Genomic DNA, 22,638 nt, shown 5'->3' with positions numbered 1-22,638 from the left:
CCGGCACGATTGCCGGCGGACGGACTTGCGGGTGTCACGCCGATCTTCAAATCGGCGAACACCCTGTTGATGGGGTTCGTGCGTGAAGCCCGAACCCGCTGGTGCGGCGCAACCCGAGGGGTTGGCCAATGGCGGCGACTGATGTCGTGTCAAACGCGCTTCGGTGGAGCGCCGCCAAGTCAATCGGCCGTTGCCTGACAACGGATTGCGAGGATCGGGCAAAGCCCGCGCTCAATGCAATTCACGGCAACGGATGACAAAGAGAGCGCTATTCTACACATCTTCTGCGATCCTGTCATCTTTGCGGTTTCCACGGCCCGAATTGCGCGTTCTCACCGGAAAAATCGGAGCTCTGCGGCGTTGCAAAAATAAACACCCATACCGGATGCTCGTCCCATCTGCAGAACAATCTGTTGCCTTCCACCCCACTACCGCTTTGGCGCCAAAGTCTTAAATTGGCAGGGTACATCCGACGGCCAGTGCGCCGTCCCAATGGAGAAAATTCATGGAAACCACCCGCATCCAGACCGTTCCGGCAACCGCAGCGGAAACCGTGCAGCGCTCGCGCAGCGTGGACCGCGTGGTTCGCGGCATCGCCACGTCCGACGGCGCCGGCGTCAAGCTGACCCGCGTCCTGACGCAGAACCTGCAACGCCGGCTTGATCCATTTCTGATGCTCGACGCCTTTGGCACCGACAACAAGGACGACTACATCGGCGGCTTCCCCGATCACCCGCACCGCGGCTTCGAGACCATCACGTACATGCTGGCGGGCCGCATGCGCCACCGCGACAGCGCCGGTCATGAGGGCCTGCTGGAGAACGGCGGCGCGCAGTGGATGGTGGCAGGCGCCGGCGTGGTGCATTCGGAGCTTCCCGAGCAGGAAGACGGCCGCATGGAAGGCTTCCAACTCTGGCTGAACCTGCCCGCCGCCGACAAGATGACGGCGCCGTGGTATCGCGACATGCCGGCGGCCGCCATTCCGACCGTGGCCCTGCCCTCGGGCGGCACCGTGCGCGTACTGGCCGGCGCCTCCCATGGAGTGGCCGGGGCCATGACGCGACCAGTGACCGAACCGCTGTACCTCGATGTGCAACTGCCGTCGGGCCAGACCTTTGCGCAGGCGCTGCCGGCCGGACACAACGCGTTCATTTACGTGTATCGCGGCGCGGTCACGGTGGGCAATGCCGGTGATGGCGCCGTGGTGGAGGCCCAGCGCATGGGCGTGCTCGACAACGCCGGCCAGGCCGACGGCGTGGTGATCCGGGCGGATGAGGACGCCAGCTTCCTGCTGATCGCCGGCCAACCGCTCAACGAGCCGATTGCGCAGTACGGCCCGTTCGTGATGAATACGCAGGACCAGATCTACCAGACCCTGGCCGACTACCGGGATGGCCGATTCGCCAGTATCCCGGCCAGCCAGGCCGTCTGACCGCGCGGTCCGGCGCTTCTGCGTCAACCAGCCGCCGTCCGAGTCGGGGTTTCCCCGGCCCGGCGGCGGTTTTTCTTTGCGACTGTGGCCGGCACGCGACTTGCAACCTCCCCGGAACCGTTGTGGGGCATGGCAAAAGGGTCAAAGTGGCCCGCCAGACCCCCACGCACTTATATAATTCACCACTAATTCCGGGCATCACGCAATCATGATGATGACGACCTGCCGCGCGGCGATGCTGCGCCACGCACAGCCGCTGTCACGTGCCTGATCTCAACGTTGCTGCCACAACAATTCGAGCCGCCTCAGTGACTTTACAAACACCCTCCAGGCTGGCGCTTGCCCATATCACCAAGCGCTATCCCGGCGTGACCGCCAACGACGATGTGAGCCTCACCGTCGCGCCCGGCGAAATCCACGCTGTCCTTGGCGAGAACGGCGCCGGCAAGTCCACCCTCATGAAGATCATTTTTGGCGCGGTCCGACCCGATGCCGGCGAGATGCACTTCAATGGGGCGCCGGTTTCGATCAGCAGTCCGCACGACGCCCGCAACCTGGGCATCGCCATGGTCTTCCAGCACTTCTCGCTGTTCGACACGCTGACGGTGACCGAGAACATCGCACTCGGCCTGCCGCCGAAGGATGTCGGCGGCATGAAGCAGCTGGCGGAACGCATTCGCGCCACGGCCGAGCGCTATGGCCTGCCGCTGGAACCGCATCGGCACGTACACACGCTGTCCGTGGGGGAACGCCAGCGCGTCGAGATCGTGCGGGCGCTGCTGGCCAATCCGCAACTGCTGATTCTCGACGAACCGACCTCGGTGCTGACACCGCAGGCCGTGGAAACGCTGTTCGTCACGTTGCGCCAGTTGGCGGCGGAAGGCACGAGCATTCTCTATATCAGCCACAAGCTCGACGAAATTCGCGCGCTGTGCCATCACGCAACGGTGATGCGCATGGGCAAGGTCACTGGCGTATGCGATCCACGCGAGCAAAGCGCCGCGTCGCTGTCGCGCATGATGATCGGCGGCGAACCGCCGCGCGAGGCACGCGTAACCGCCGAGCGCGGCCCGGTGCGGCTCTCCGTCCGTGACTTGTCGATGCCGCGCGCGCATCAGTTCGCCACGGAACTGCAACGAATTTCGATGGACGTGCATGCGGGCGAGATCGTCGGCATCGCCGGGGTTTCCGGCAACGGCCAGCAGGAATTGCTCGCCGCACTGTCTGGCGAAGACGCGCGCACGAGCCTCACGGCCGTGCACCTCGACGGCAAGGCAGTGGGCAGACTCGATGCACGCGGCCGCCGCCGCGCGGGCCTGGCCTTCGTTCCCGAGGAACGCCTGGGCCGTGGCGCGGTGCCGGGCATGAGCCTGTCGTCTAACACGCTGCTGTCTCACCAGACACCGCCGTTTGTTCGCCATGGCATGGTGTCGCCGAAAGCGGCCGACGGACTGGCCGCCGGCATCATCAACCGCTTCCGCGTCAAGGCGAGCGGCCCCGATGCGCTGGCGCGCAGCCTGTCCGGCGGCAATCTGCAGAAGTTCATCGTCGGCCGCGAGATCGAGGCCGGCCCGAAAGTACTGATCGTCGCGCAGCCGACATGGGGCGTCGATGTCGGCGCCGCCGCGCAGATCCACAACGAAATCCTCGCACTCAAGGCGACCGGTTGCGCAATCCTGGTCGTATCGGAAGAACTCGACGAACTGTTTGCGATCTGTGACCGGCTCCACGTCATCGCCAAGGGCCATCTGTCGCCGTCGATTCCAGTGGAAACGGCCACGCGCGAGCAGGTGGGCCTGTGGATGAGCGGGCTCTGGGAAGGTGGGCCAGCCAGCCAGCACGACGACGTTGCCGCGGAGGTGCCTGCTCATGGCTAAGGTCCTCTCGCCCGTAGTGCTGGCGCCACGCGGCGTGCCGTCGCGCCGCATGGCATACGCCTCGCCATTGTTCGCAATCGTGCTGACGCTGGTGTTCGGCGCCCTGCTGTTCCTGGTGCTCGGCAAGGACCCGGTTGCCGCGCTCAAGGTGTTCCTGGTCGATCCGCTGCGGGACAAGCGCGCAATTGGCGAAGTGCTGCTCAAGACCGTGCCGCTAGTGCTGTGCGCGCTGGGGCTTTCGGTCTGCTATCGCGCCAATGTGTGGAACATCGGCGCCGACGGCCAACTCGTGCTCGGCGGCATCTTCGCCGGCGCCACGGTGCTCTGGTTCGACAGCCCGGGCAACACCACCAGCGGGTTCGTCGTGCTGGTGCTTGCGTCGCTGGCAGGCGTTGTCGGCGGCATGGTTTGGGCTTCGATCACCGCCTTGCTCAAGGACCGCTTCAATGCCAACGAGATCCTGGTCTCGCTGATGCTGACCTATATCGCGCAGCAATTGCTGCTGTGGGTCGTCAACGGGCCGCTCAAGGACCCGAATGGCATGAACTTCCCGCAGTCGAAGGTGTTCGCTTCGGCGTTCCTGCTGCCGAACCTGCTGCCCGGCTCGCGCCTGCACGTGGGCTTTGCCGTCATGCTGGTGCTCGTGGTCGTCATGACCGTGTTCGTGTTCCGCAGCTTCGCCGGCTACCGGCTGCAGGTTGGCGGCACCGCCCCACTGGCCGCGCGCTATGCGGGATTCTCGTCGTGCAGTGCGTTGTGGAGTGCGCTGATGATTTCGGGCGGTACGGCCGGGCTGGCCGGCGCGTTCGAAGTGACCGGCCCGATCGGCCAGCTGCTGCCGTCGATTTCGCCGGGCTACGGCTTCACCGCGATCATCGTTGCGTTCGTGGGCCGCCTGCATCCTGTAGGCGCGGTGTTCGGCGGCATCGTGATGTCGCTGTTCTATATCGGCGGCGAGATGGCGCAGTCCCGGCTGGGCCTGCCTTCGGCCATCGGCTGGGTGTTCCAGGGGATGCTGCTGTTCTTCCTGCTGGCCTGCGACACGCTGATCGACAACCGCCTGCGCTGGCGCGCGCGCACCGCCTGATCCGGAGCCCACAAGAACATGGAACAACTCGCTCCCCTGATCGCCACGGCGATCAATGCCGGCACCCCGCTGCTGCTGGCCGCGCTCGGCCTGCTCGTCAACGAGCGCTCCGGTGTGCTCAACCTTGGCGCCGAAGGCATGATGCTGGTGGCCGCCGCGCTTGGCTTCATGGTCGGTTACCAGACCCAGTCGCCGATGCTCGGATTCCTGGCTGGCGCCGGCGCCGGCATGCTGATGGCCACGCTGTTCTCGTGGCTGGCGCTGGTGCTGGCCACCAACCAGGTGGCCACGGGCCTGGCGCTGTCGATCTTCGGCACGGGCCTGTCCGCCTTCATCGCGCAGCGCTTCGTCGGCTACGCCATGCCGGCCCAGGCCAAGTCGGTCCCGTACCTGGCCGACCTGCCATTTGTCGGCCCCGCATTCTTCCAGCACCACTGGATGGTCTATTTCAGCCTGGCGCTGTGCTTTGCCATCATGTGGTTCCTGTTCCGCACGCGTGCGGGCCTGACGCTGCGCGCGATCGGTGAATCGCCGGAATCGGCACATGCGCTCGGCTACCCGGTGCGCTGGATTCGCTTCGGCGCGCTGCTGTTTGGCGGCGCGTGCTGCGGCCTGGCTGGCGCGTACCTGTCGCTGGTCTACACGCCGATGTGGGTGGAAAACCTCGTTGCGGGCCGCGGCTGGATTGCGCTGGCGCTGACCACGTTCGCCACCTGGCGCCCGGGCCGCGTGCTGATTGGCGCATGGCTGTTTGGCGGTGTGACGATTCTTCAGTTCTACCTGCAGGGCATCGGCGTATCGGTGCCGTCGCAGTTCCTGTCCATGCTGCCCTATGCCGCCACGATCGTCGTGCTCGCGCTGATTTCGCGCAACCCGGCGTGGATCCGCCTGAACATGCCGGCATCACTGGGCAAGCCGTTCCGCCCCGGCAACGCGTAACCCGCATTCAGCAGTCAGAAGAAGTCAACCCACAATTCGAATCACAAACGCATCACAAGACGTTCAACTAGGAGAGATCGATGATCGTGACACGCAGGACCACCCTGGCGGCCCTGGCCGCCACCGCTGTGCTGGCGCTGGCCGGTTGCGGCAAGAAGGAAGCCGAGAAGCCGGCCGAAACCGCTGCCCCGGCATCGGCCCCGGCCGCCGCCGCCAATGAGCCGCTGAAGGTGGCGTTCGTCTACATCGGACCGGTGGGCGACGCCGGCTGGACCTACGCCCACGATCAGGGCCGCAAGGCCGTGGAGGCCAAGTTTGGCGACAAGGTGAAGACCACCTTCGTCGAGAACGTTCCCGAGTCCGCCGCCGATGCCGAGCGCGTGTTCCGCGACCTGGCCAGCCAGGGCAACAAGCTGATCTTCGGCACCACGTTCGGCTACATGGAGTCCATGCTGAAGGTGGCCAAGGAGTTCCCGGACGTCAAGTTCGAACACGCCACCGGCTTCAAGACCGCCGAGAACCTGGCCCAGTACGACGTGCGCACCTATGAAGGCGCCTACCTGGCAGGCGTGGTGGCCGGCAAGATGAGCAAGAGCGGCAAGATGGGCGTGGTGGCTTCGGTGCCGATCCCTGAAGTGATCCGCAACATCGACTCGTTCACGCTGGGCGCGCGCAGCGTCAATCCGAAGGCCACGGTCAAGGTCGTGTGGGTCAACAAGTGGTTCGATCCGGGCAAGGAGCGTGAAGCCGCCACGACGCTGATCGGCCAGGGCGTGGACATGCTGATGCAGAACACCGACTCCGCCGCCGTGGTGCAGACGGCCCAGGAAAAGGGCGTCTACGCGTTCGGCTGGGACAGCAACATGAGCAAGTTCGGCGAGAAGGCCCACCTGGCCGCGTCCGAGATCTCGTGGGGCGTCTACTACAACAAGGTGGTTGACGACGTGCTCAACAACCAGTGGAAGTCCAACACCACATGGTGGGGCCTGAAGGAAGGCATGATCGACCTGAAGGATTTCAACACTGTGGTGCCGGAAGACGTCAAGGCACTGGTGGCAGAGCGCAAGAAGGGCGTGGTCGACGGTACCGCACCGATCTGGAAGGGCCCGCTCAAGGACAACACCGGCAAGGAGCAACTGGCCAAGGATCAGGTGGCTGACGACAACTTCCTCCACAACATCAAGTTCTACGTGGAAGGCGTCGAAGGGAACGTGCCGGGCTGAGCTTTCTGCCGTAGCCTTGTTCCCCTCTCCCGCAACGCGGGAGAGGGGTTAGGGGAGAGGGCGTGGCAGGTCTGCTTGCCAACCCGTCACAATTTGAACCGCAAGGCCCTCTCCCCCGGCCCCTCTCCCGCAGGGCGGGAGAGGGGAGAAAATCAGAGGAACTTGAATCGCCCCTGGTTGGCCCAAGCTACCTGTGCATGCACGCGTTGCGCGTGTGACCAAGGAGGCCTGCCATGTGGAAACGACTCTCAGCCCTGTTGACGCTGGTACGGCGTGACGGCCGGCTGTTCTGGTTTGCCTTGCGTCACCCGGACGCGCCGCGGTGGCTGAAACCCGCCGCAGCCGGGCTGCTGCTCTATGCGATCTCGCCGATCGACCTGATTCCCGATTTCATCGCCGGGCTTGGCATCGTGGACGATGTCGTGCTGATTCCACTTGCCGTGCATTTCATGCTGAAGCGCCTGCCGCCGCATATCCTGCGCCAGGCCGAGATGCGCGCCAGCGCGGCCACCGTGCGGCCGCGCTGACAGTTTGCACTTAAGGGAAACGAGAAACCGGCTCAGAACGAAGCGCAGCGGTTCTAAGGCGGTTTCTCAATCAGGCCGCGTCATCAGCAGCGGCCTGATCCTCCTCGAAGCAGATACGTGCCAGTTCCACGACCACCAGTTCGGCCGTGGCCAGGTTCGTTGCACACGGCACGTTGTGGACGTCGCACGCGCGCACCAGCGCGTTGATATCGGGTTCGTGCGGCTGCGGCGTCATCGGGTCGCGCAGGAAGATCACCGCTGTCACGCGGCCCTCCGCCAGTTGCGAGCCGATCTGCAGGTCGCCGCCCCACGGACCGGACAGCATCCGCGTGACGGGAAGGCCAGTCTCCGCAGCGATCCTGCCGCCAGTGGTGCCGGTGGCCAGCAGATCGCATTGTGCGAGGAAGTCGCGATGACGGCCGGCGAAAGCGACGATGTCGTCCTTCTTGTGATCGTGCGCGATCAGTGCAATGCGCGGCTTGCTGCTCATCAGAACGTCCCCGGGTAGGCGCCGCCATCGAGCAGCACGTTCTGGCCGGTCATGTACGCGGCCTGGCGGCTGCACAGGAACGCGCAGGTGGCGCCGAACTCGGCCGGGTCGCCAAAGCGGCGCGACGGGTTGGTCGCCGCGCGGCGCTCGGCCATTTCCTCGATGCTGATGCCAGCCTTCTGCGCGCCGCCTTCCATCGTCTTGAACAGACGATCGGTATTGAACGGCCCCGGCAGCAGGTTGTTGACGGTCACGCCGTGCTGCGCCACTTCGCGCGCCAGGCCCGCCACAAATCCGGTCAGGCCCGAGCGGGCGCCGTTGGACAGCCCCAGCACGTCGATCGGCGCCTTCACGGCACCGCTGGTGATGTTGATGATGCGGCCCCAGCGGCGCGCAATCATGCCATCCACGGTGGCCTTGATCAGTTCGATCGGCGTGAGCATGTTGGCATCGATCGCCTTGATCCACTCGTCGCGGCCCCAGTCACGGAAGTTGCCCGGAGGCGGGCCGCCGGCATTGTTGACAAGGATGTCCAGATCGCCAAGCTTTGCCGCGGCGTCGAGGGCAAGCTTGCGGCCTTCCGGCGTCGTGATGTCGGTGGCCACCGCCACCACACGGCGGCCGTGGCGCGCGCGCAGGCCGGCGGCGGCTTTCTCCAGCGCCTCGGCGCCACGCGCGACGATCACCACGTCCACGCCTTCCGCCGCCAGCGCGTCGGCACACGCAAACCCTAGCCCCTTGCTGGCGCCGCACACCAGTGCATGCTTACCGCGCAGTCCGAGATCCATGTCTTGCTCTCCTTCCTTGGTTGATTCTTTCCGAATTCAGGCTTTCTTCGTCGAAAGCAGATACATACCGCCGAGCACCAGCGCACTGCCGATCATCTGCGCACCGCTGATGGGCTCGCCAAGCAACCAGAACGCCAGCAGCAGCGTCGATACCGGCCCGATCATGCCTGCCTGCGATGCAGTAGGCGCCCCGATCCGCGCCACCGCGATCATCGTCAGGGACACTGGCAGCACCGTGCAGAACACCGCGTTGACGACTGAAAGCCACATCACCGGCGCCGGCTGTGCAAGTTCGGCAACCGGCCTGCCCAGCACCAGATACTGCACCACGCAGCAGAACGTCGACACGCACATCGCATACGCCACCAGCCGCAGCGACCCCACGCGCTGGACAAGCTCCCCGCTGAGGATCAAGTACAAACCATATGACAACGCGCTGCCAAGCACCAGCGCGCCACCGACCCACACGCGCGCACCGCTGATGTCCAGATCATGCGCGAACACCAGCACGATGCCCGCATAGGCCAGCAGCAACGAGCCCCACTGGCGAGCCGCGATGGGGCGGCGGAACACCAGTGCGGTGGTCAGCAGCACGAAAGAAGGCGTCAGGAACAGGATCAGCCGCTCAAGCCCGGCTGTGATGTATTGCAGCCCGAGAAAGTCGAGAAAGCTCGACAGGTAGTAGCCGATGAAACCCAGGAACGCCACCCGGCCACGGTCGGCCCAGGAGAGCGCGGGCAGCTTGCGCGCCTGCCACCAGCCAATCGCCATGAACAGCGGCACCGCGAACAGCATGCGCAGCGTGATCACCATCACGGCATCGATGTTGTAGCGGTACATCAGCTTGGCGACGATGGCCTTGGCCGAGAACAGCACGGCGCCGATGGCGGCGGCGGCCAGCCCGAAGCGCTGCGCGGCGGGCACGTCAACGGACGGAGACAGGGACTTCTGTGAGGCAGGCACGGACGGGGGCGCGAGTCGGGGAAACGCCGGGCCGGCACGTGCGGCGCGCGACGAGAACTGGCCGATTGTATGCCAAAAGACGCAAGGCTCGCCGGCGTCACATAATTGCCTTCTTTCCAATACAATGACCTGCGCCGGACGGGCATACCAGCGCCGTGCGCCGGCCGAAACAACAAGAACTGGAGATTCCCAAGTCATGCCGTCCCACCGCACCATTTCCCGCCGCCGTGCCATGCTTTCCGCCGCCCTGCTCGTGCTTGGCGGAACGTCCATTGCGTCCGTCGCGCCCAGCGCCTTTGCCGCCGACAGCTATCCGAGCAAGCCGATCCGCTTCATCGTGCCCTACGCCGCAGGCGGCACCACCGACCTCGTGGCGCGCACGGTGGGCCAGCGCGTGGCCGAGAAGCTTGGCCAGCCCGTGGTAATCGAGAACCGCCCGGGCGCAGGCGGCAACATCGGCATGGATGCCGTGGCCAAGGCCCCGGCCGACGGCTACACCATCGGATTTGGCGCCATCTCGACCAATGCGCTGAACCCGCACATCTACAAGCACGTGCCGTTCGATCCGCGGCGCGACTTCACGGCGATCAGCCTGCTCGGCACGTCGACAATCGTGCTCGAAGTCAGCGAAAGCCTGCCCGTGAAGACCGTTCCGGAGCTGATCGCCTATGCCAAGGCCCATCCGGGCCTGACCTACGCGACGGCGGGCACGGGCACCTCGATGCACCTGGCCGGGGCCATGTTCTCGCAGATGACCCAGACCGGCCTGACCCATGTGCCATACAAGGGCAGCAGCCCGGCCATCAACGACATGCTTGGCGGCCATATCCAGGTGATGTTCGACAACCTGCCCGCGTCGCTGCCGCACATCCAGGCCGGCAAGCTGCGCGCGCTGGCCGTGGCCGGGAAAACGCGCTCGCCATCGCTGCCAAACGTGCCGACGCTGGCTGAGGCCGGCCTGCCCGGCTACGCGGTGGACCCGTGGTTTGGCGTCTATGGCCCCGCAAACCTGCCGGCCCCGGTGGTGCAGGCGCTCAATACGGCGTTCGTGGAAGCGCTGGCGCGCCCCGATGTGCGCGACAAGCTGGCCCTGGCAGGCTTCAATCCGAAGGGGTCCAGCGCGGCCGAGTTGCAGACACTGACGCAGACCGAATACGAACGTTTCGGAAAAGTCGCGAAGTCGGCGGCAATCACGGTCGATTGAGCACTTCTGGGCGCCATTGAGCGCCCATTGAGCGCCCACTGAGCACCCACCGAGCGCCGGGCGGGCCCGCGCATCCATTACAATCGCGCTGCATCGGCCCTCCCGTTCCAGGGAGGGCCATCCCGTATCCCGAGCCCGCCGCCATGAAACAAGATCCGCGTTTCCCCAATCTGTTCATCCTCGATCACCCGCTGATCCAGCACAAGCTTTCGCACATGCGCGACAAGGAAACGTCGACGCGCACGTTCCGCGAGCTGCTGCGCGAGATCACGCTGCTGATGGGGTACGAGATCACGCGCAACCTGCCGCTGACCACGCGCCGCATCGACACGCCGCTGGTGCCGCTGGAAGCGCCGGTCATCGCCGGCAAGAAGCTGACGATCGTGCCTGTGCTGCGCGCTGGCGTAGGCATGAGCGATGGCCTGGTCGAGCTGATTCCGTCGGCCCGGATCGGCCATATCGGCGTGTATCGCGACGAACAACACCGCCCGGTGGAATACCTGGTGCGCCTGCCGGACGTGGAAGACCGTTCGTTCATCCTGTGCGATCCGATGGTCGCTACCGGCTACTCGGCCGCCCATGCGGTGGACGTGCTCAAACGTCGCGGCGTCAAGGACGAGTCGATCACGTTCGTGGCACTGGTGGCTGCACCGGAAGGTGTCGAAGTTTTCCAGAAGGCCCATCCGGGCGTGAAGCTCTTTGTGGCATCGCTCGACAGCCACCTGGACGAGCACGCCTACATCGTGCCGGGCCTTGGCGACGCGGGCGACCGGCTCTTCGGCACCAAGAACTGAGGCCGGGACCACGGCGGCGCTTGACGTGCCTCAAGCGTCTCCAGGTTGCGACCCAGCCACTTGACCCGCCTCAAAGTCCATGTGGACCGACTCTTTCACACTGGCCGCCGTACTAGGTGCGTCAAACCAAAAAGCGAAGGAGTCCCACATGGAAGCCATCAAGATCCTGTTCACAACGCCCGCCGGGCTCGGCAGTCTGGCCGTCATCGGGTTCATCATCGGCATGGGTGTGTACTTTGCGCGGATGTTCGCGCGCAAGATGCGCGAGGATGCGGAGGCCGCAAGACGCGGTGGTAACTGAGCGGCAACCGAGCGGTAATTGGGGCGCAGTCGTTCACTGCCGTCCCCGGCAAAAAAAAATCGCCCGCCAGATGCGGGCGATTTTTTTGCGCGCTTTGTTACTTGCGCTTGCCGCCGCCTAGCAGGCTGCCCAGCACGCCGCGAATCAACTCCCGGCCGACCTGCGAACCTACCGTCCGCGCGGCCGATTTGGCCATCGATTCGAGAATCGAATCCCCTCGCCCGCTTTTGCCGGTGCCCTTCGTCAGGGTGCCGAAGATCTCGCCGGCTTGATCCAGCCAGCCGCCACCGTGGTCCGTGGCGCCGCCAGTCGCACCACTCTCGCCGCCACCTGCCTTTGCATCGGCCGGCGCGCCACCACCCGACGCAGCAGCGCGACCGCGCAGCTTCTCGTAAGCTGATTCGCGATCGATCGTCTTCTCGTAGGTGCCAGCCACCAGCGAATTCGCGATCAGAGCCTTGCGTTCGTCGTCCGTGATCGGGCCAATGCGGCTACCCGGCGCCAGCACCCAAGCGCGCTCGGTGACGCACGGCGTCCCCTTGGCATCCAGGCACGACACCAGCGCCTCGCCAACACCAAGCTCGCCGATGGCCTGCTCGATATCGAGCTTTGGATTCTGGCGCATCGTCGTGGCGGCCACCTTGACCGCCTTCTGGTCGCGCGGCGTGAACGCGCGCAGCGCGTGCTGGACGCGGTTGCCAAGCTGGCCGAGCACGGTGTCGGGAATATCGACCGGGTTCTGCGTCACAAAGTACACGCCCACGCCCTTCGAGCGCACCAGCCGCACGACCTGCTCGATCTTGTCGAGCAGCGCCTTGGGAGCGTCGTTGAACAGCAGGTGGGCCTCGTCGAAGAAGAACACGAGCTTCGGCTTGTCCAGGTCACCGGCTTCCGGCAGCTTCTCGAACAGTTCGGACAGCATCCACAGCAGGAACGTCGCGTAGAGCCGCGGCGCATTCATCAGCTTGTCAGCGGCCAGAATGTTGACCACGCCCTGCCCCTTCTCGGTCTGGATGAAGTCCTCGAGGTTCAGCATCGGCTCGCCGAAGAACTTGTCCGCCCCTTGTGATTCAAGCGCCACCAGCCCACGCTGGATCGCGCCGATCGACGCTGCGGAGATGTTGCCGTACTCGGTGGTGAACTGGCCGGCGTTGTCTCCCACGTACTGAAGCATCGCCCGCAGGTCCTTGGAGTCGAGCAGCAGCAGGCCGTTGGCATCGGCAATGCGGAACACCAGGTTCAGCACGCCTTCCTGCGTGTCGTTGAGTTCAAGCATCCGTGACAGCAGCAGCGGCCCCATATGGGAGACCGTGGCGCGCACGGGGTGGCCCTTCTCGCCGAACACGTCCCACAGCGTGGTTGGGCAGGCCGCCCAGACCGGCTCGGGCAGGCCGTGCTCGGCCAGCCGGGCCTTGAGCTTGTCCGATGGCTGGCCCGGCTGTGAAATGCCGGTCAAGTCACCTTTGACATCGGCCATGAACACCGGCACGCCAAGCCGCGAAAATCCCTGGGCCAGCGTCTGCAGCGTGACGGTCTTGCCCGTGCCGGTGGCGCCGGTGATCAGGCCATGGCGATTGCCCATCTCGGGCAGCAGAACAAGCTCGTGGTCGGCATTCTTGGCGATGAGGATGGGATCGGCCATGTGATCTCGGGAATCAGGGATTAGGGAGCAGGAAGCGCGCGCAGCCACGGGCACAAACACCGTGCAAGGCGCTTCGGGGCGGCGGGGGCGCGTGATAAAATCCTGCGCTGATTATAGCCAGCAGATTGGCACATCAATCACATGGCGCGGCCGCCGGATCGTCAGCAACCGTCAAGGAAACTGAACCACGCCCGCGCTGCGCCAACGGCGCCTCTGCGCCCACGACACGTTTTCCGCATCGGAGAGAAACATGGCCGGTCATTCCAAATGGGCCAACATCAAACACAAGAAAGCCGCCGCTGACGCCAAGCGCGGCAAGATCTGGACTCGCCTGATCAAGGAAATCACCGTAGCCGCCAAGCTTGGCGGCGGCGATATCGACTCGAACCCGCGCCTGCGCCTGGCCATGGAAAAGGCCATGGACGCGAACATGCCGAAGGACAACATCCAGCGCGCGATCCAGCGCGGCGTGGGTGGCCTGGAAGGCGCAAACTACGAAGAAATCCGCTATGAGGGCTACGGCCTGGCAGGCGCGGCGATCATCGTCGACTGCCTGACCGATAACCGCACCCGCACCGTTGCCGAAGTTCGCCACGCGTTCTCGAAGCACGGCGGCAACATGGGCACCGAAGGTTCGGTGGCATTCATGTTCACGCATTGCGGCCAGTTCCTGTTTGCCCCCGGCACGCCCGAGGACAAGCTCATGGACGCCGCACTGGAAGCCGGCGCGGACGACGTGGTCACCAACGACGATGAGTCGATTGAAGTGACCTGCCCGCCCAACGATTTCGGTGCGGTCAAGGCTGCGCTGGAAGCCGCGGGCTTCAAGGCCGAAGTGGCCGACGTGGTGATGAAGCCGCAGAACGAAGTGAGCTTTGCCGGCGACGACGCCGTCAAGATGCAGAAGCTGCTGGACGCGCTGGAAAACCTGGACGACGTACAGGAAGTCTTCACCAACGCGGTGATCGAGGAATAAACCCTCGCGCCGCGCCCCAACGGCGGCAGCCCGGCATCAGCCAGCTGCCGCTTTTCGCATGCGTTTCTTTTCTGGCAGTGGATCATGAAAGTTTTGGTTGTCGGTTCCGGTGGGCGTGAGCACGCACTGGCCTGGAAAATGGCCCAGTCGCCCAAGGTGCAGGTCGTCTACGTGGCGCCGGGCAACGGCGGCACGGCGCTGGACAAGCGCCTGCAGAACGTGCCGCTGACCGATCCGGAAGTGCTGGCCGCCTTCGTCGAGCGCGAGGGCGTGGCCTTCACCGTGGTCGGCCCCGAGGCGCCGCTGGCAGCCGGCATCGTCGACGTATTCCGCGCGCGCGGCCTGCGCATTTTTGGCCCGACCAAGGCCGCCGCCCAGCTCGAATCGTCGAAGGATTTCGCCAAGGCCTTCATGCACCGCCACGGCATTCCGACGGCGTACTACCAGACGTTCTCCGATGCCGCCGGCGCCCACGCGTATATCGATGCGCAAGGCGCGCCGATCGTGATCAAGGCTGACGGCCTGGCCGCGGGCAAGGGCGTGGTCGTGGCGATGACGCTGGAAGAAGCGCACGCCGCCGTCGACATGATGCTGGCCGACAACAAGCTCGGCGATGCCGGTGCGCGCGTGGTGATCGAGGAATTCCTGGAAGGCGAGGAAGCCAGCTTCATCGTGATGGTCGACGGCAAGAACGTGCTGGCACTGGCCACGAGCCAGGACCACAAGCGCCTGCTGGACGCCGATGCCGGCCCGAACACCGGCGGCATGGGCGCCTACTCGCCCGCCCCGGTGGTCACGCCCGCGCTGCATGCCCGCGCGCTGCGCGAGATCATCCTGCCGACCGTGCGCGGCATGGAAAAGGATGGCATCCCGTTCACGGGCTTCCTCTACGCCGGCCTGATGATCGACAAGGAAGGCAACCCGAAGACGCTGGAATTCAACTGCCGCATGGGCGATCCGGAAACGCAGCCGATCATGGCGCGCCTGAAGACCGACCTGGTCGACGTGATGGAAGCCGCCGTGGACGGCAAGCTGGACCAGGTCGAACTGGACTGGGACCGCCGCACGGCGCTGGGCGTGGTCATGGCCGCCTACGACTATCCGGAGAATCCGCGCAAGGGTGACGCGATCACCGGCATTCCGGCGGAAACCGCCGACGCCGTGACGTTCCACGCCGGCACCACGCTCAAGGACGGCACGCTGCTGACGTCCGGCGGCCGGGTGCTTTGCGTGGTTGGTCTGGCGGACACGGTCAAGGCCGCGCAGAAGAACGCCTACGCCGCCGTGGAGCAGATCCGCTTCGACGGCATGCAGTTCCGCACCGACATTGGCTACCGCGCAATCAAGCGCTGAACCGGTCCGGCGCCGGATTCGCCCCGCATCCCCGCAGGGCGGATCCAGCCGCTACAATCATGACACCGCGATGACGGCCGGCACCGCCCGGCCGTTCTGCTACCGGCCCATCCAGACCCACCCATCATGATCGATTCCCAGGCAGTCCGTGACTATCTGCTCGGCCTGCAAGACCGCATCACTGACGCCATCGCCGCCGTAGATGGCCAGGCGTTCCTGACCGACAACTGGGAGAAGCCGCCCACCGAGCGCCTGCGCGGCAATGGCCGCACGCGCATCCTGGAAGGCGGCGCCGTGATGGAGCGGGCCGGTGTTGGTTTCTCGCACGTGCGCGGCGATACGCTGCCGCCGTCGGCCAGCGCCAACCGGCCCGAACTGGCCGGCCGCAGCTTCGAGGCGATGGGCGTTTCGCTGGTATTCCACCCGCGCAACCCGTACGTGCCCACCGTGCACATGAACGTGCGCTGCTTCATCGCCGTGAAGCCCGATGCAGACCCGGTGTGGTGGTTCGGCGGCGGCATGGACCTGACGCCCTATTACGGCAACGCTGACGACTGCACCCACTTCCATCGCACCTGCAAGGAGTCGCTTGCCGGCTTCGGCGACGATCTCTACCCGCGCTTCAAGCAATGGTGCGACGAGTATTTCTACCTGCGCCATCGCGGCGAGGCGCGCGGCATCGGCGGCATCTTCTTCGACGACTTCTCGGCGCTTGGCTTCGACCGCAGCTTCGAGATGATGCGCTCGGTCGGCGACGCCTTCCTCGATGCCTACCTGCCGATCCTCAACGCGCGCAAGGACACGCCTTTTGGCGAGCGCGAGCGTGACTTCCAGGCGTATCGCCGTGGACGCTACGTGGAGTTCAACCTTGTGTTCGACCGCGGCACGCTGTTCGGCCTGCAGTCGGGCGGACGCGCGGAATCGATCCTGATGTCGATGCCGCCACAGGTCACATGGCGCTACGACTGGCAGCCCGAGCCCGGCAGCCCCGAAGCCGCGCTGTACACGGACTTCCTGCCGGCGCGAGACTGGGCCTGACGTTGATGACCGAAACAACCCCTGCCCCGGCTACCGGCAAGAACCGCCCCTACCGCCTGGGTATCCTCGGCGGCACCTTCGATCCGCCGCACCGCGGTCACGTTGCACTTGCCCAGCTTTGCATCGACCACCTCGACCTGGACGAACTCGTCTGGATTCCCACCGGCCAATCGTGGCAAAAGGGTGACCACGTCACCTCCGCCGCTGACCGGCTGGCCATGACGGAACTGGCGGCCGCCACACTCGATCCGGGCCGCGCCAGGATCCGAGTGAGCCGCATGGAAGTGGATCGCGAAGGCCCGAGCTATACGATCGATACGGTGCGCCAGCTACGCGACGAATACGGCCCAGACACCTCGATGGCGTGGCTGATGGGCGCCGACCAATTGCTGCGCCTGCACACGTGGCACGGCTGGGAAGCATTGTTCGATCACGTGCACCTGTGCATCGCCACGCGTCCCGGCTTCGACCTCGAAGCGCTGGATGGCCCGGTGCTTGACGCCATGCACCAGCGGCTGGCGGACACGCACCTGATACAATGCTCGCCCTCCGGCCATATGTGGATCGACCAGACGCTTGCCGTCGACCTGTCGTCCACCGGCCTGCGCCAGCGCCTGGCTGATGGCCCGATCTCCGATGATCAGGCGGATGACCAGTTGCCGGCCGGCGTGGCACACTACATCGCGCGTCACGGGCTATACCAGAATCCCTGAGCAGGCGCGCCCTACCCCGAATGAAGCTGAACAAGAAAGACACCATGGATATTCGTAAACTGCAGCGCGCGATCGTCGACGGGCTCGAGGATGTGAAGGCGCAGGACATCAAGGTGTTCGACACCACTCACCTGACCGAACTGTTCGACCGGGTGGTGATCGCCAGCGGCAATTCGAACCGCCAGACCAAGGCGCTGGCGGCATCGGTACGGGACACGGTCAAGGATGCCGGCGGCCACATCATCGCCGTGGAAGGCCTGGAAACGGGCGAGTGGGTGCTGGTGGACTGCGGCGACGCCGTGGTGCACATCCTGCAGCCGCAACTGCGCCTGTACTACAACCTGGAAGAGATCTGGGGCGACAAGCCGGTCCGCGTAAAGCTGGCAACCGGCAAGGGCCTGGCCAAGGCCAGCGAGCCGATGGACGAAGAAGACGAAGCGCCGGCCCCGCGCGCTCGCCGCGCATCGAACCTGCGCCCGGCGCTGGCCCGCCTGCCGGAAGGCATGAAGGAACCGTCGCCGCCGATGGGCCACGAGGACACCGACCCGGACGCAATCGCCACGATCCGCAAGCCGCCCGCGCGCAAGACCAGCAGCGGCACCGCCGCCAAGGCTCCGGCACGCAAGACCGCCGGCACGGCAGGCAAGGCCCCGGCCCGCAAGACCGCCACGGCGGCTGGCAAGGCTCCGGCGCGCAAGGTTGCCGCCAAGACTGCTTCCACAAAGACCACTGCCCGGCCTGCTACGAAGACTGCCGCGAAGACTGCTACGAAGACTGCCGCCAAGACCGCTGCGCCGCGCAAGCGTGCCACGCGCTCGGCCTGATTCGTCGAAGTCTTGCAGTCCTGACCACCGGGCATATCCATGCAACTCGTGATCGTGGCTGTTGGCCACAAGATGCCCGGCTGGATCGAAACCGGCTTTGCGGAATATGCGAAGCGGATGCCGCCCGAGTTGCGCATCGAACTTCGCGAGGTCAAACCGGAGACCCGTTCGTCGAGCAATAACGCCGCCACCGTGATGCAGCGCGAAGCCGCGCGCATCGAGGCGGTGCTCGGTTCGCTATCGAAACAATGCCGCATCGTGGCGCTGGACGAACGCGGCAAGGACTGGACCACGGTCCAGCTTGCCGAGCAACTGACTGGCTGGCAGCGTGAAGGTGGCGACGTCGCCTTCCTGATCGGCGGCGCCGACGGGCTCGACCCGGCGCTCAAGGCACGCGCGCAGACGCTGGTGCGCCTCTCCAGCCTGACCCTGCCCCACGGCATGGTGCGCGTGCTGCTGGCCGAACAACTGTATCGCGCCTGGTCGGTCACGCAGAATCATCCTTACCATCGGGCTTGATGTTTCCTGGTGGTCGACTCCCCTCTCCCGCCCTGCGGGAGAGGGGAGCAAGACGGCGCGAGTACAATCGGCGCAAACTCGATTCCTGCTACGACATAGTCCGTGACCTCCCTTCTCTATCTCGCCTCCCAAAGCCCGCGCCGCCGTGAATTGCTGACGCAGCTCGGCGTGACCTACGAACTGCTGCTGGCCGATGCCGGCGAGGATGCCGAGGCGTTGGAGGCCGTCCTTCCGGGCGAAACGCCGGATGCCTACGTCCAGCGCGTGTGTGCGCTGAAGGCCGAGGCAGCGGTCCAGCGCCGCAAGCGCCGTGGCCTGCCTGAAGCGCCGATCCTGACTTCCGATACCACGGTCTGCCGTGGCGGCGACATCCTCGGCAAACCGACCGACGCCAGTGACGCCTCCGCGATGCTGGCTGCGCTGTCCGGCACCACACATCGTGTATTGACCGCCGTAACTGTCGCATCACCGGCTGGACTGCGCCACGCACTTTCGATCTCCCACGTCACTTTCCGTGCGATGCAGACAGCCGAGATCGATCGCTACGTGGCCAGCGGAGAACCGCTCGGCAAAGCCGGGGCGTATGGCATCCAGGGCCGCGCGGCGGAATTCGTCGAAAGGATTGACGGTAGCTATTCGGGTATCATGGGCCTGCCCTTGTTCGAGACGGCGGCACTGCTGCGCGAGGCCGGTCTGCGCTTCTGAGTCACCCCCGCCTTAAAGCCTCAAGTCTCAAGTCTCAAGTCTCAAGCCTCAAAGCCTCCAGCTTCCGGACAAGGTGTGAAGGGGTCAGAGTCCGGTCACAAACCGGGCCACAACAACAAGCGCCGGCGCACCGGCGACGCGAACCAACGCGTATCCATCGATATGACCGAAGACATCCTCGTCAACATTACGCCGCAGGAAACACGTGTCGCCATCGTGCAGCAGGCTGCCGTGCAGGAACTGCATGTCGAGCGCACGCTAACGCGCGGGCTGGTCGGCAACATCTATCTGGGCAAGGTCGTGCGCGTGCTGCCGGGCATGCAGTCGGCATTCATCGACGTCGGGCTGGAGCGCGCAGCGTTCCTGCATGTGGCCGATATCTGGCATCCGCGCGACGGCGACAAGAACGGCCACCTGGCCATCGAGAAGACACTGTTCGAAGGCCAGGCGCTGATGGTACAGGTCATCAAGGACCCGATCGGCACCAAGGGCGCACGGCTGTCCACGCAGATCAGCATCGCGGGTCGCACGCTCGTCTACCTGCCGCAGGACCCGCATATCGGCATCTCGCAGCGTATTGAAGGCGAAGTCGATCGCGAGGCGCTCCGTTCGCGCGTGCAGGGCCTGGTCCCGACCGAAGAACGCGGCGGGTTCATCGTGCGCACGATCGCCGAGGAAGCCAGCGACGAAGAACTCGGCAACGACATCGCCTACCTGCGCAAGATCTGGGCATCGATCCGATCGAACGCCACCACCCTGCCCGCGCCAAGCCTGCTCTATCAGGACCTGAACCTGGCCCAGCGCGTGCTGCGCGATTTCATCAACGACGCCACTGGCGTGATCCAGGTCGATTCGCGCGAGAACTACCAGAAGCTCGTGGAGTTCGCGCAGGAGTACACGCCGGCCGTGCTGTCGCGCCTTTCGCACTACACCGGCGAGCGGCCGATCTTCGATCTGTTCAATATCGACGTGGAGATCGAAAAGGCGCTGTCGCGCCGGGTGGACCTGAAGTCCGGCGGCTACCTGATGATCGACCAGACCGAGGCGATGACGACGATCGACGTCAACACGGGCGGCTACGTCGGGGCGCGCAACTTCGACGATACGATCTTCAAGACCAACCTCGAAGCCGCGCACACCATCGCGCGCCAGCTCCGCCTGCGCAACCTGGGCGGCATCATCATCATCGACTTCATCGACATGGAGAACGTCGAGCATCGCGACGCGGTGCTCTCCGAGCTCAAGCGCGCGCTGTCACGTGACCGCACGCGCATCACGGTCAACGGGTTCTCGCAGCTTGGCCTGGTCGAGATGACGCGCAAGCGCACGCGCGAATCGCTCGCGCATGTGCTGTGCGAACAATGTCCGGTCTGCTCGGGCAAGGGCCAGGTCAAGACGCCGCGTACGATCTGCTACGACATCCTGCGCGAAATCATGCGCGAGTCGCGCCAGTTCAACCCGCGCGAGTTCCGCATCCTGGCATCGCAGGAAGTGATCGACCTGTTCCTGGAAGAGGAAAGCCAGCATCTGGCGATGCTGGGCGATTTCATCGGCAAGCCGATCTCGCTGCAGGTGGAATCGACGTTCCATCAGGAACAGTACGACATCATCCTGATGTGACACCCAAGGCGCAGGCGGCATGCTTCCGAGTGGAGCATCCAGCCGCCCGCGTCCGGACTGCCCGCGCTTCCGGCGGGCGAGTCCTCAATCGTCCAGCCTGAAGCTTTGCACCACGCGGTTCAGCTTGCTGGTTTGATGCTGCTGATGCCTGACCTGCTCGGCGGTGTCGGCCACATGGGCCGCGTTTTCGCGAATGGCGTCGCCTATGCCGCCAATATTCGCGCCCACCTGGTCGATGCCAACGCGTTGCGCGCTGGTGGCCTGGGCCATTTCATGCACGATCGATGTCAATCGGTCGACGCTGGCCAACACTTCCGATATGGTCCCGCCGGTGCTCTCCACCAGACTGCTGCCGGCACGCGAGCGGTCCACGGAATCGCTGATCAGGCTGCGAATCTCCTTGGCGGCATCCGCGCTGCGCTGCGCCAGCGCGCGCACCTCTGACGCCACCACGGAAAAGCCGCGCCCGTGCTCTCCAGCCCGCGCGGCCTCTACCGAGGCATTCAGGGCCAGGATATTGGTCTGGAATGCAATGCCGTCGATCACGCCGATGATGTCCGTGATGCGCTCGCAGGCACGATTTATCTCACCCATGGTCTGGATGACGGCCTTGATCGCCTCGCCACCGTTTCTTGCCACATCGCTGGCCGAGCCTGCAAGGTCACGCGCCGAAGCAGCATGGTCCGCATTGTCATGGACGCTCTGCTTGAGTTGCTCCATGGCCGCCACGATGCTGTCCAGCGCCTGCCGCTGATGATCCGTGCGCGCCGACAATACGGCGTTACGTTGGCTGATCCCGCCGGCCGCCGCAGCCACCGCGTCAACGCTTTCGCGGACCTGCAGCAGGGTTTCGCGCACCACGTCGAGCGTGGAACGGAACGAACGCGCCAGCGCCGTGCTCGGCTGGCTCCCATCCTTGCACAAGGTGATATGGCCGGACTCCTGTCCGATGCGCTCAGCCATGGCCGCGAGTTCTCCCGCCAGCAGTGCATCGGCCTCCAGACGCCTGGCGATCATCGCCAGGAACGCCGTCTGGATCCAGACGAACGCGCAATGCTGCGCCACCACGTCGAGCCCCGTATGCGTGTACACGCTAAACCCCAGGCCGCTGGCCTGGAGCTGGTTCATGGCAAGCTGCTGCACGGTGACGAACGCGGCTGCCAGCAGCACCACGCGCGCATCGCGATAGGCCAGCAGTAGTGACAGCAGCACGAACACCATGAAATGGAACAGGTCCTGCCCATGTGCAAGGTGAACCATCAGCGCGGCGAAGCCCATGAACGTCACCGCCGACACGAACCGTGTCGCCAATTGACCAGGCCTTGCCAGTGCCAGCGCAGTCGAGCACAAGGCAAGCGGCAGACCCGCCTCGACGGCCGTCATTAACGTGCCAAAGTGCCAGCCGATGCCAAGCGATGCGGCAAACAGTATCCAGTTGACCACCATGCAAACGCGATCGACGCGCTTGTGCACCTGGGTGACCAGGCTCTCCTTGCCGGCTACACCGGGCGGAGAAGATGGGCGGCGCTGGGCGGTCTTCCCAGGACCTGACGATGCGACGACGGGTGCGACATTGAAGGACGTGCTGGACATTCTGTTCCCAATCCCTTGAGTAAAGTCCCA

At 65.1% G+C, this 22,638-nt stretch carries 22 protein-coding genes; 17 read left to right on the top strand and 5 right to left on the bottom strand.

What is annotated here, in order from left to right:
* Positions 1 to 505: 505 nt before the first annotated feature.
* The 6 genes from B552_RS0119805 (at position 506) to B552_RS0119780 (ending at position 7,085) form a co-directional block, all read left to right on the top strand.
* Positions 506 to 1,432 (top strand): pirin family protein, encoded by a 927-nt coding sequence (locus tag B552_RS0119805; RefSeq protein ID WP_019450795.1) that lies wholly within the window; start codon positions 506 to 508, stop codon positions 1,430 to 1,432.
* Between the two features lie 308 nt (positions 1,433 to 1,740).
* Positions 1,741 to 3,309: an ABC transporter ATP-binding protein gene (locus B552_RS0119800; protein ID WP_026035847.1), complete on the top strand. Its 1,569-nt coding sequence runs from the start codon at positions 1,741 to 1,743 to the stop codon at positions 3,307 to 3,309.
* The gene (locus tag B552_RS0119795; protein WP_019450793.1) at positions 3,302 to 4,396 is read left to right on the top strand and encodes an ABC transporter permease; all 1,095 of its coding nucleotides are present in this window, start codon (positions 3,302 to 3,304) and stop codon (positions 4,394 to 4,396) included. The genes B552_RS0119800 and B552_RS0119795 overlap by 8 nt, the downstream gene beginning before the upstream one ends.
* 18 nt (positions 4,397 to 4,414) lie before the next feature.
* The gene (locus tag B552_RS0119790) at positions 4,415 to 5,335 is read left to right on the top strand and encodes an ABC transporter permease (RefSeq protein ID WP_019450792.1); all 921 of its coding nucleotides are present in this window, start codon (positions 4,415 to 4,417) and stop codon (positions 5,333 to 5,335) included.
* A gap of 80 nt (positions 5,336 to 5,415) precedes the next feature.
* Complete coding sequence (locus B552_RS0119785; RefSeq protein ID WP_019450791.1) at positions 5,416 to 6,558, top strand: BMP family ABC transporter substrate-binding protein; 1,143 nt, start codon at positions 5,416 to 5,418, stop codon at positions 6,556 to 6,558.
* 233 nt (positions 6,559 to 6,791) lie between these two features.
* On the top strand, positions 6,792 to 7,085 hold the full coding sequence (locus tag B552_RS0119780; RefSeq protein ID WP_026035846.1) for a YkvA family protein: 294 nt from the start codon (positions 6,792 to 6,794) through the stop codon (positions 7,083 to 7,085).
* Between the two features lie 70 nt (positions 7,086 to 7,155).
* On the opposite strand, the gene B552_RS0119775 is transcribed toward B552_RS0119780, so the two are convergent.
* Genes B552_RS0119775 through B552_RS0119765 form a run of 3 tightly spaced genes read right to left on the bottom strand, consistent with a single transcriptional unit; the run spans position 7,156 to position 9,287 of the window.
* A complete protein-coding gene (locus tag B552_RS0119775; RefSeq protein WP_019450789.1) occupies positions 7,156 to 7,575 on the bottom strand; it encodes a methylglyoxal synthase in 420 nt (139 codons plus the stop codon).
* On the bottom strand, positions 7,575 to 8,363 hold the full coding sequence (locus tag B552_RS0119770; RefSeq protein WP_019450788.1) for an SDR family oxidoreductase: 789 nt from the start codon (positions 8,361 to 8,363) through the stop codon (positions 7,575 to 7,577). Before B552_RS0119770 ends, B552_RS0119775 begins: the two co-directional genes overlap by 1 nt.
* 36 nt (positions 8,364 to 8,399) lie before the next feature.
* A complete protein-coding gene (locus B552_RS0119765) occupies positions 8,400 to 9,287 on the bottom strand; it encodes a DMT family transporter (protein ID WP_019450787.1) in 888 nt (295 codons plus the stop codon).
* A 235-nt stretch (positions 9,288 to 9,522) separates the two neighbouring features.
* On the opposite strand from B552_RS0119765, the gene B552_RS0119760 reads away from it, so the two are divergent.
* The 3 genes from B552_RS0119760 (at position 9,523) to B552_RS28570 (ending at position 11,625) form a co-directional block, all read left to right on the top strand.
* The gene (locus B552_RS0119760; RefSeq protein ID WP_019450786.1) at positions 9,523 to 10,530 is read left to right on the top strand and encodes a tripartite tricarboxylate transporter substrate binding protein; all 1,008 of its coding nucleotides are present in this window, start codon (positions 9,523 to 9,525) and stop codon (positions 10,528 to 10,530) included.
* A 143-nt stretch (positions 10,531 to 10,673) separates the two neighbouring features.
* Complete coding sequence (gene upp, locus B552_RS0119755; RefSeq protein ID WP_019450785.1) at positions 10,674 to 11,324, top strand: uracil phosphoribosyltransferase; 651 nt, start codon at positions 10,674 to 10,676, stop codon at positions 11,322 to 11,324.
* A gap of 148 nt (positions 11,325 to 11,472) precedes the next feature.
* The gene (locus B552_RS28570) at positions 11,473 to 11,625 is read left to right on the top strand and encodes a DUF3149 domain-containing protein (protein ID WP_019450784.1); all 153 of its coding nucleotides are present in this window, start codon (positions 11,473 to 11,475) and stop codon (positions 11,623 to 11,625) included.
* A gap of 97 nt (positions 11,626 to 11,722) precedes the next feature.
* On the opposite strand, the gene B552_RS0119745 is transcribed toward B552_RS28570, so the two are convergent.
* Complete coding sequence (locus B552_RS0119745; protein ID WP_019450783.1) at positions 11,723 to 13,267, bottom strand: helicase HerA-like C-terminal domain-containing protein; 1,545 nt, start codon at positions 13,265 to 13,267, stop codon at positions 11,723 to 11,725.
* A gap of 250 nt (positions 13,268 to 13,517) precedes the next feature.
* Here B552_RS0119745 and B552_RS0119740 point away from each other — a divergent pair, with 250 nt between their 5' ends.
* The 8 genes from B552_RS0119740 (at position 13,518) to rng (ending at position 21,015) form a co-directional block, all read left to right on the top strand.
* Positions 13,518 to 14,243 carry a YebC/PmpR family DNA-binding transcriptional regulator gene (locus B552_RS0119740; RefSeq protein ID WP_019450782.1) on the top strand — a complete coding sequence of 242 codons (726 nt, stop codon included), beginning with the start codon at positions 13,518 to 13,520 and terminating at the stop codon, positions 14,241 to 14,243.
* Between the two features lie 84 nt (positions 14,244 to 14,327).
* The gene (gene purD, locus B552_RS0119735) at positions 14,328 to 15,596 is read left to right on the top strand and encodes a phosphoribosylamine--glycine ligase (protein WP_026035845.1); all 1,269 of its coding nucleotides are present in this window, start codon (positions 14,328 to 14,330) and stop codon (positions 15,594 to 15,596) included.
* A 126-nt stretch (positions 15,597 to 15,722) separates the two neighbouring features.
* Positions 15,723 to 16,634, top strand: coding sequence for an oxygen-dependent coproporphyrinogen oxidase (gene hemF / locus B552_RS0119730; protein ID WP_019450780.1), 912 nt, complete (start codon positions 15,723 to 15,725; stop codon positions 16,632 to 16,634).
* Positions 16,635 to 16,639: 5 nt separating this feature from the next.
* The gene (locus B552_RS0119725; RefSeq protein ID WP_019450779.1) at positions 16,640 to 17,347 is read left to right on the top strand and encodes a nicotinate-nucleotide adenylyltransferase; all 708 of its coding nucleotides are present in this window, start codon (positions 16,640 to 16,642) and stop codon (positions 17,345 to 17,347) included.
* A 44-nt stretch (positions 17,348 to 17,391) separates the two neighbouring features.
* The gene (gene rsfS, locus B552_RS0119720) at positions 17,392 to 18,171 is read left to right on the top strand and encodes a ribosome silencing factor (RefSeq protein ID WP_026035844.1); all 780 of its coding nucleotides are present in this window, start codon (positions 17,392 to 17,394) and stop codon (positions 18,169 to 18,171) included.
* Positions 18,172 to 18,210: 39 nt separating this feature from the next.
* Positions 18,211 to 18,690 (top strand): 23S rRNA (pseudouridine(1915)-N(3))-methyltransferase RlmH, encoded by a 480-nt coding sequence (gene rlmH / locus B552_RS0119715; protein WP_019450777.1) that lies wholly within the window; start codon positions 18,211 to 18,213, stop codon positions 18,688 to 18,690.
* A 102-nt stretch (positions 18,691 to 18,792) separates the two neighbouring features.
* Complete coding sequence (locus B552_RS0119710; RefSeq protein WP_026035843.1) at positions 18,793 to 19,395, top strand: Maf family protein; 603 nt, start codon at positions 18,793 to 18,795, stop codon at positions 19,393 to 19,395.
* Positions 19,396 to 19,557: 162 nt separating this feature from the next.
* Positions 19,558 to 21,015 carry a ribonuclease G gene (gene rng / locus B552_RS0119705; RefSeq protein WP_019450775.1) on the top strand — a complete coding sequence of 486 codons (1,458 nt, stop codon included), beginning with the start codon at positions 19,558 to 19,560 and terminating at the stop codon, positions 21,013 to 21,015.
* An 84-nt stretch (positions 21,016 to 21,099) separates the two neighbouring features.
* Here rng and B552_RS27755 read toward each other — a convergent pair whose 3' ends face one another.
* Complete coding sequence (locus tag B552_RS27755) at positions 21,100 to 22,608, bottom strand: methyl-accepting chemotaxis protein (protein WP_019450774.1); 1,509 nt, start codon at positions 22,606 to 22,608, stop codon at positions 21,100 to 21,102.
* Positions 22,609 to 22,638: the final 30 nt, after the last annotated feature.

Source organism: Cupriavidus sp. BIS7, assembly GCF_000292345.1.
GTDB lineage: Bacteria > Pseudomonadota > Gammaproteobacteria > Burkholderiales > Burkholderiaceae > Cupriavidus.
This window is presented reverse-complemented; position numbering and strand designations above follow the sequence as displayed.

Excerpts from the sequence above, each read along its gene's own strand:
- B552_RS0119805 (WP_019450795.1), top strand. The coding sequence starts at position 506 with ATGGAAACCACCCGCATCCAGACCGTTCCGGCAACCGCAGCGGAAACC.
- B552_RS0119795 (WP_019450793.1), top strand. The coding sequence starts at position 3,302 with ATGGCTAAGGTCCTCTCGCCCGTAGTGCTGGCGCCACGCGGCGTGCCG.
- B552_RS0119790 (WP_019450792.1), top strand. The coding sequence starts at position 4,415 with ATGGAACAACTCGCTCCCCTGATCGCCACGGCGATCAATGCCGGCACC.
- B552_RS0119785 (WP_019450791.1), top strand. The coding sequence starts at position 5,416 with ATGATCGTGACACGCAGGACCACCCTGGCGGCCCTGGCCGCCACCGCT.
- B552_RS0119780 (WP_026035846.1), top strand. The coding sequence starts at position 6,792 with ATGTGGAAACGACTCTCAGCCCTGTTGACGCTGGTACGGCGTGACGGC.
- B552_RS0119775 (WP_019450789.1), bottom strand. The coding sequence starts at position 7,575 with ATGAGCAGCAAGCCGCGCATTGCACTGATCGCGCACGATCACAAGAAG.
- B552_RS0119770 (WP_019450788.1), bottom strand. The coding sequence starts at position 8,363 with ATGGATCTCGGACTGCGCGGTAAGCATGCACTGGTGTGCGGCGCCAGC.
- B552_RS0119760 (WP_019450786.1), top strand. The coding sequence starts at position 9,523 with ATGCCGTCCCACCGCACCATTTCCCGCCGCCGTGCCATGCTTTCCGCC.
- upp (WP_019450785.1), top strand. The coding sequence starts at position 10,674 with ATGAAACAAGATCCGCGTTTCCCCAATCTGTTCATCCTCGATCACCCG.
- B552_RS28570 (WP_019450784.1), top strand. The coding sequence starts at position 11,473 with ATGGAAGCCATCAAGATCCTGTTCACAACGCCCGCCGGGCTCGGCAGT.
- B552_RS0119745 (WP_019450783.1), bottom strand. The coding sequence starts at position 13,267 with ATGGCCGATCCCATCCTCATCGCCAAGAATGCCGACCACGAGCTTGTT.
- B552_RS0119740 (WP_019450782.1), top strand. The coding sequence starts at position 13,518 with ATGGCCGGTCATTCCAAATGGGCCAACATCAAACACAAGAAAGCCGCC.
- purD (WP_026035845.1), top strand. The coding sequence starts at position 14,328 with ATGAAAGTTTTGGTTGTCGGTTCCGGTGGGCGTGAGCACGCACTGGCC.
- hemF (WP_019450780.1), top strand. The coding sequence starts at position 15,723 with ATGATCGATTCCCAGGCAGTCCGTGACTATCTGCTCGGCCTGCAAGAC.
- B552_RS0119725 (WP_019450779.1), top strand. The coding sequence starts at position 16,640 with ATGACCGAAACAACCCCTGCCCCGGCTACCGGCAAGAACCGCCCCTAC.
- rsfS (WP_026035844.1), top strand. The coding sequence starts at position 17,392 with ATGGATATTCGTAAACTGCAGCGCGCGATCGTCGACGGGCTCGAGGAT.
- rlmH (WP_019450777.1), top strand. The coding sequence starts at position 18,211 with ATGCAACTCGTGATCGTGGCTGTTGGCCACAAGATGCCCGGCTGGATC.
- rng (WP_019450775.1), top strand. The coding sequence starts at position 19,558 with ATGACCGAAGACATCCTCGTCAACATTACGCCGCAGGAAACACGTGTC.
- B552_RS27755 (WP_019450774.1), bottom strand. The coding sequence starts at position 22,608 with ATGTCCAGCACGTCCTTCAATGTCGCACCCGTCGTCGCATCGTCAGGT.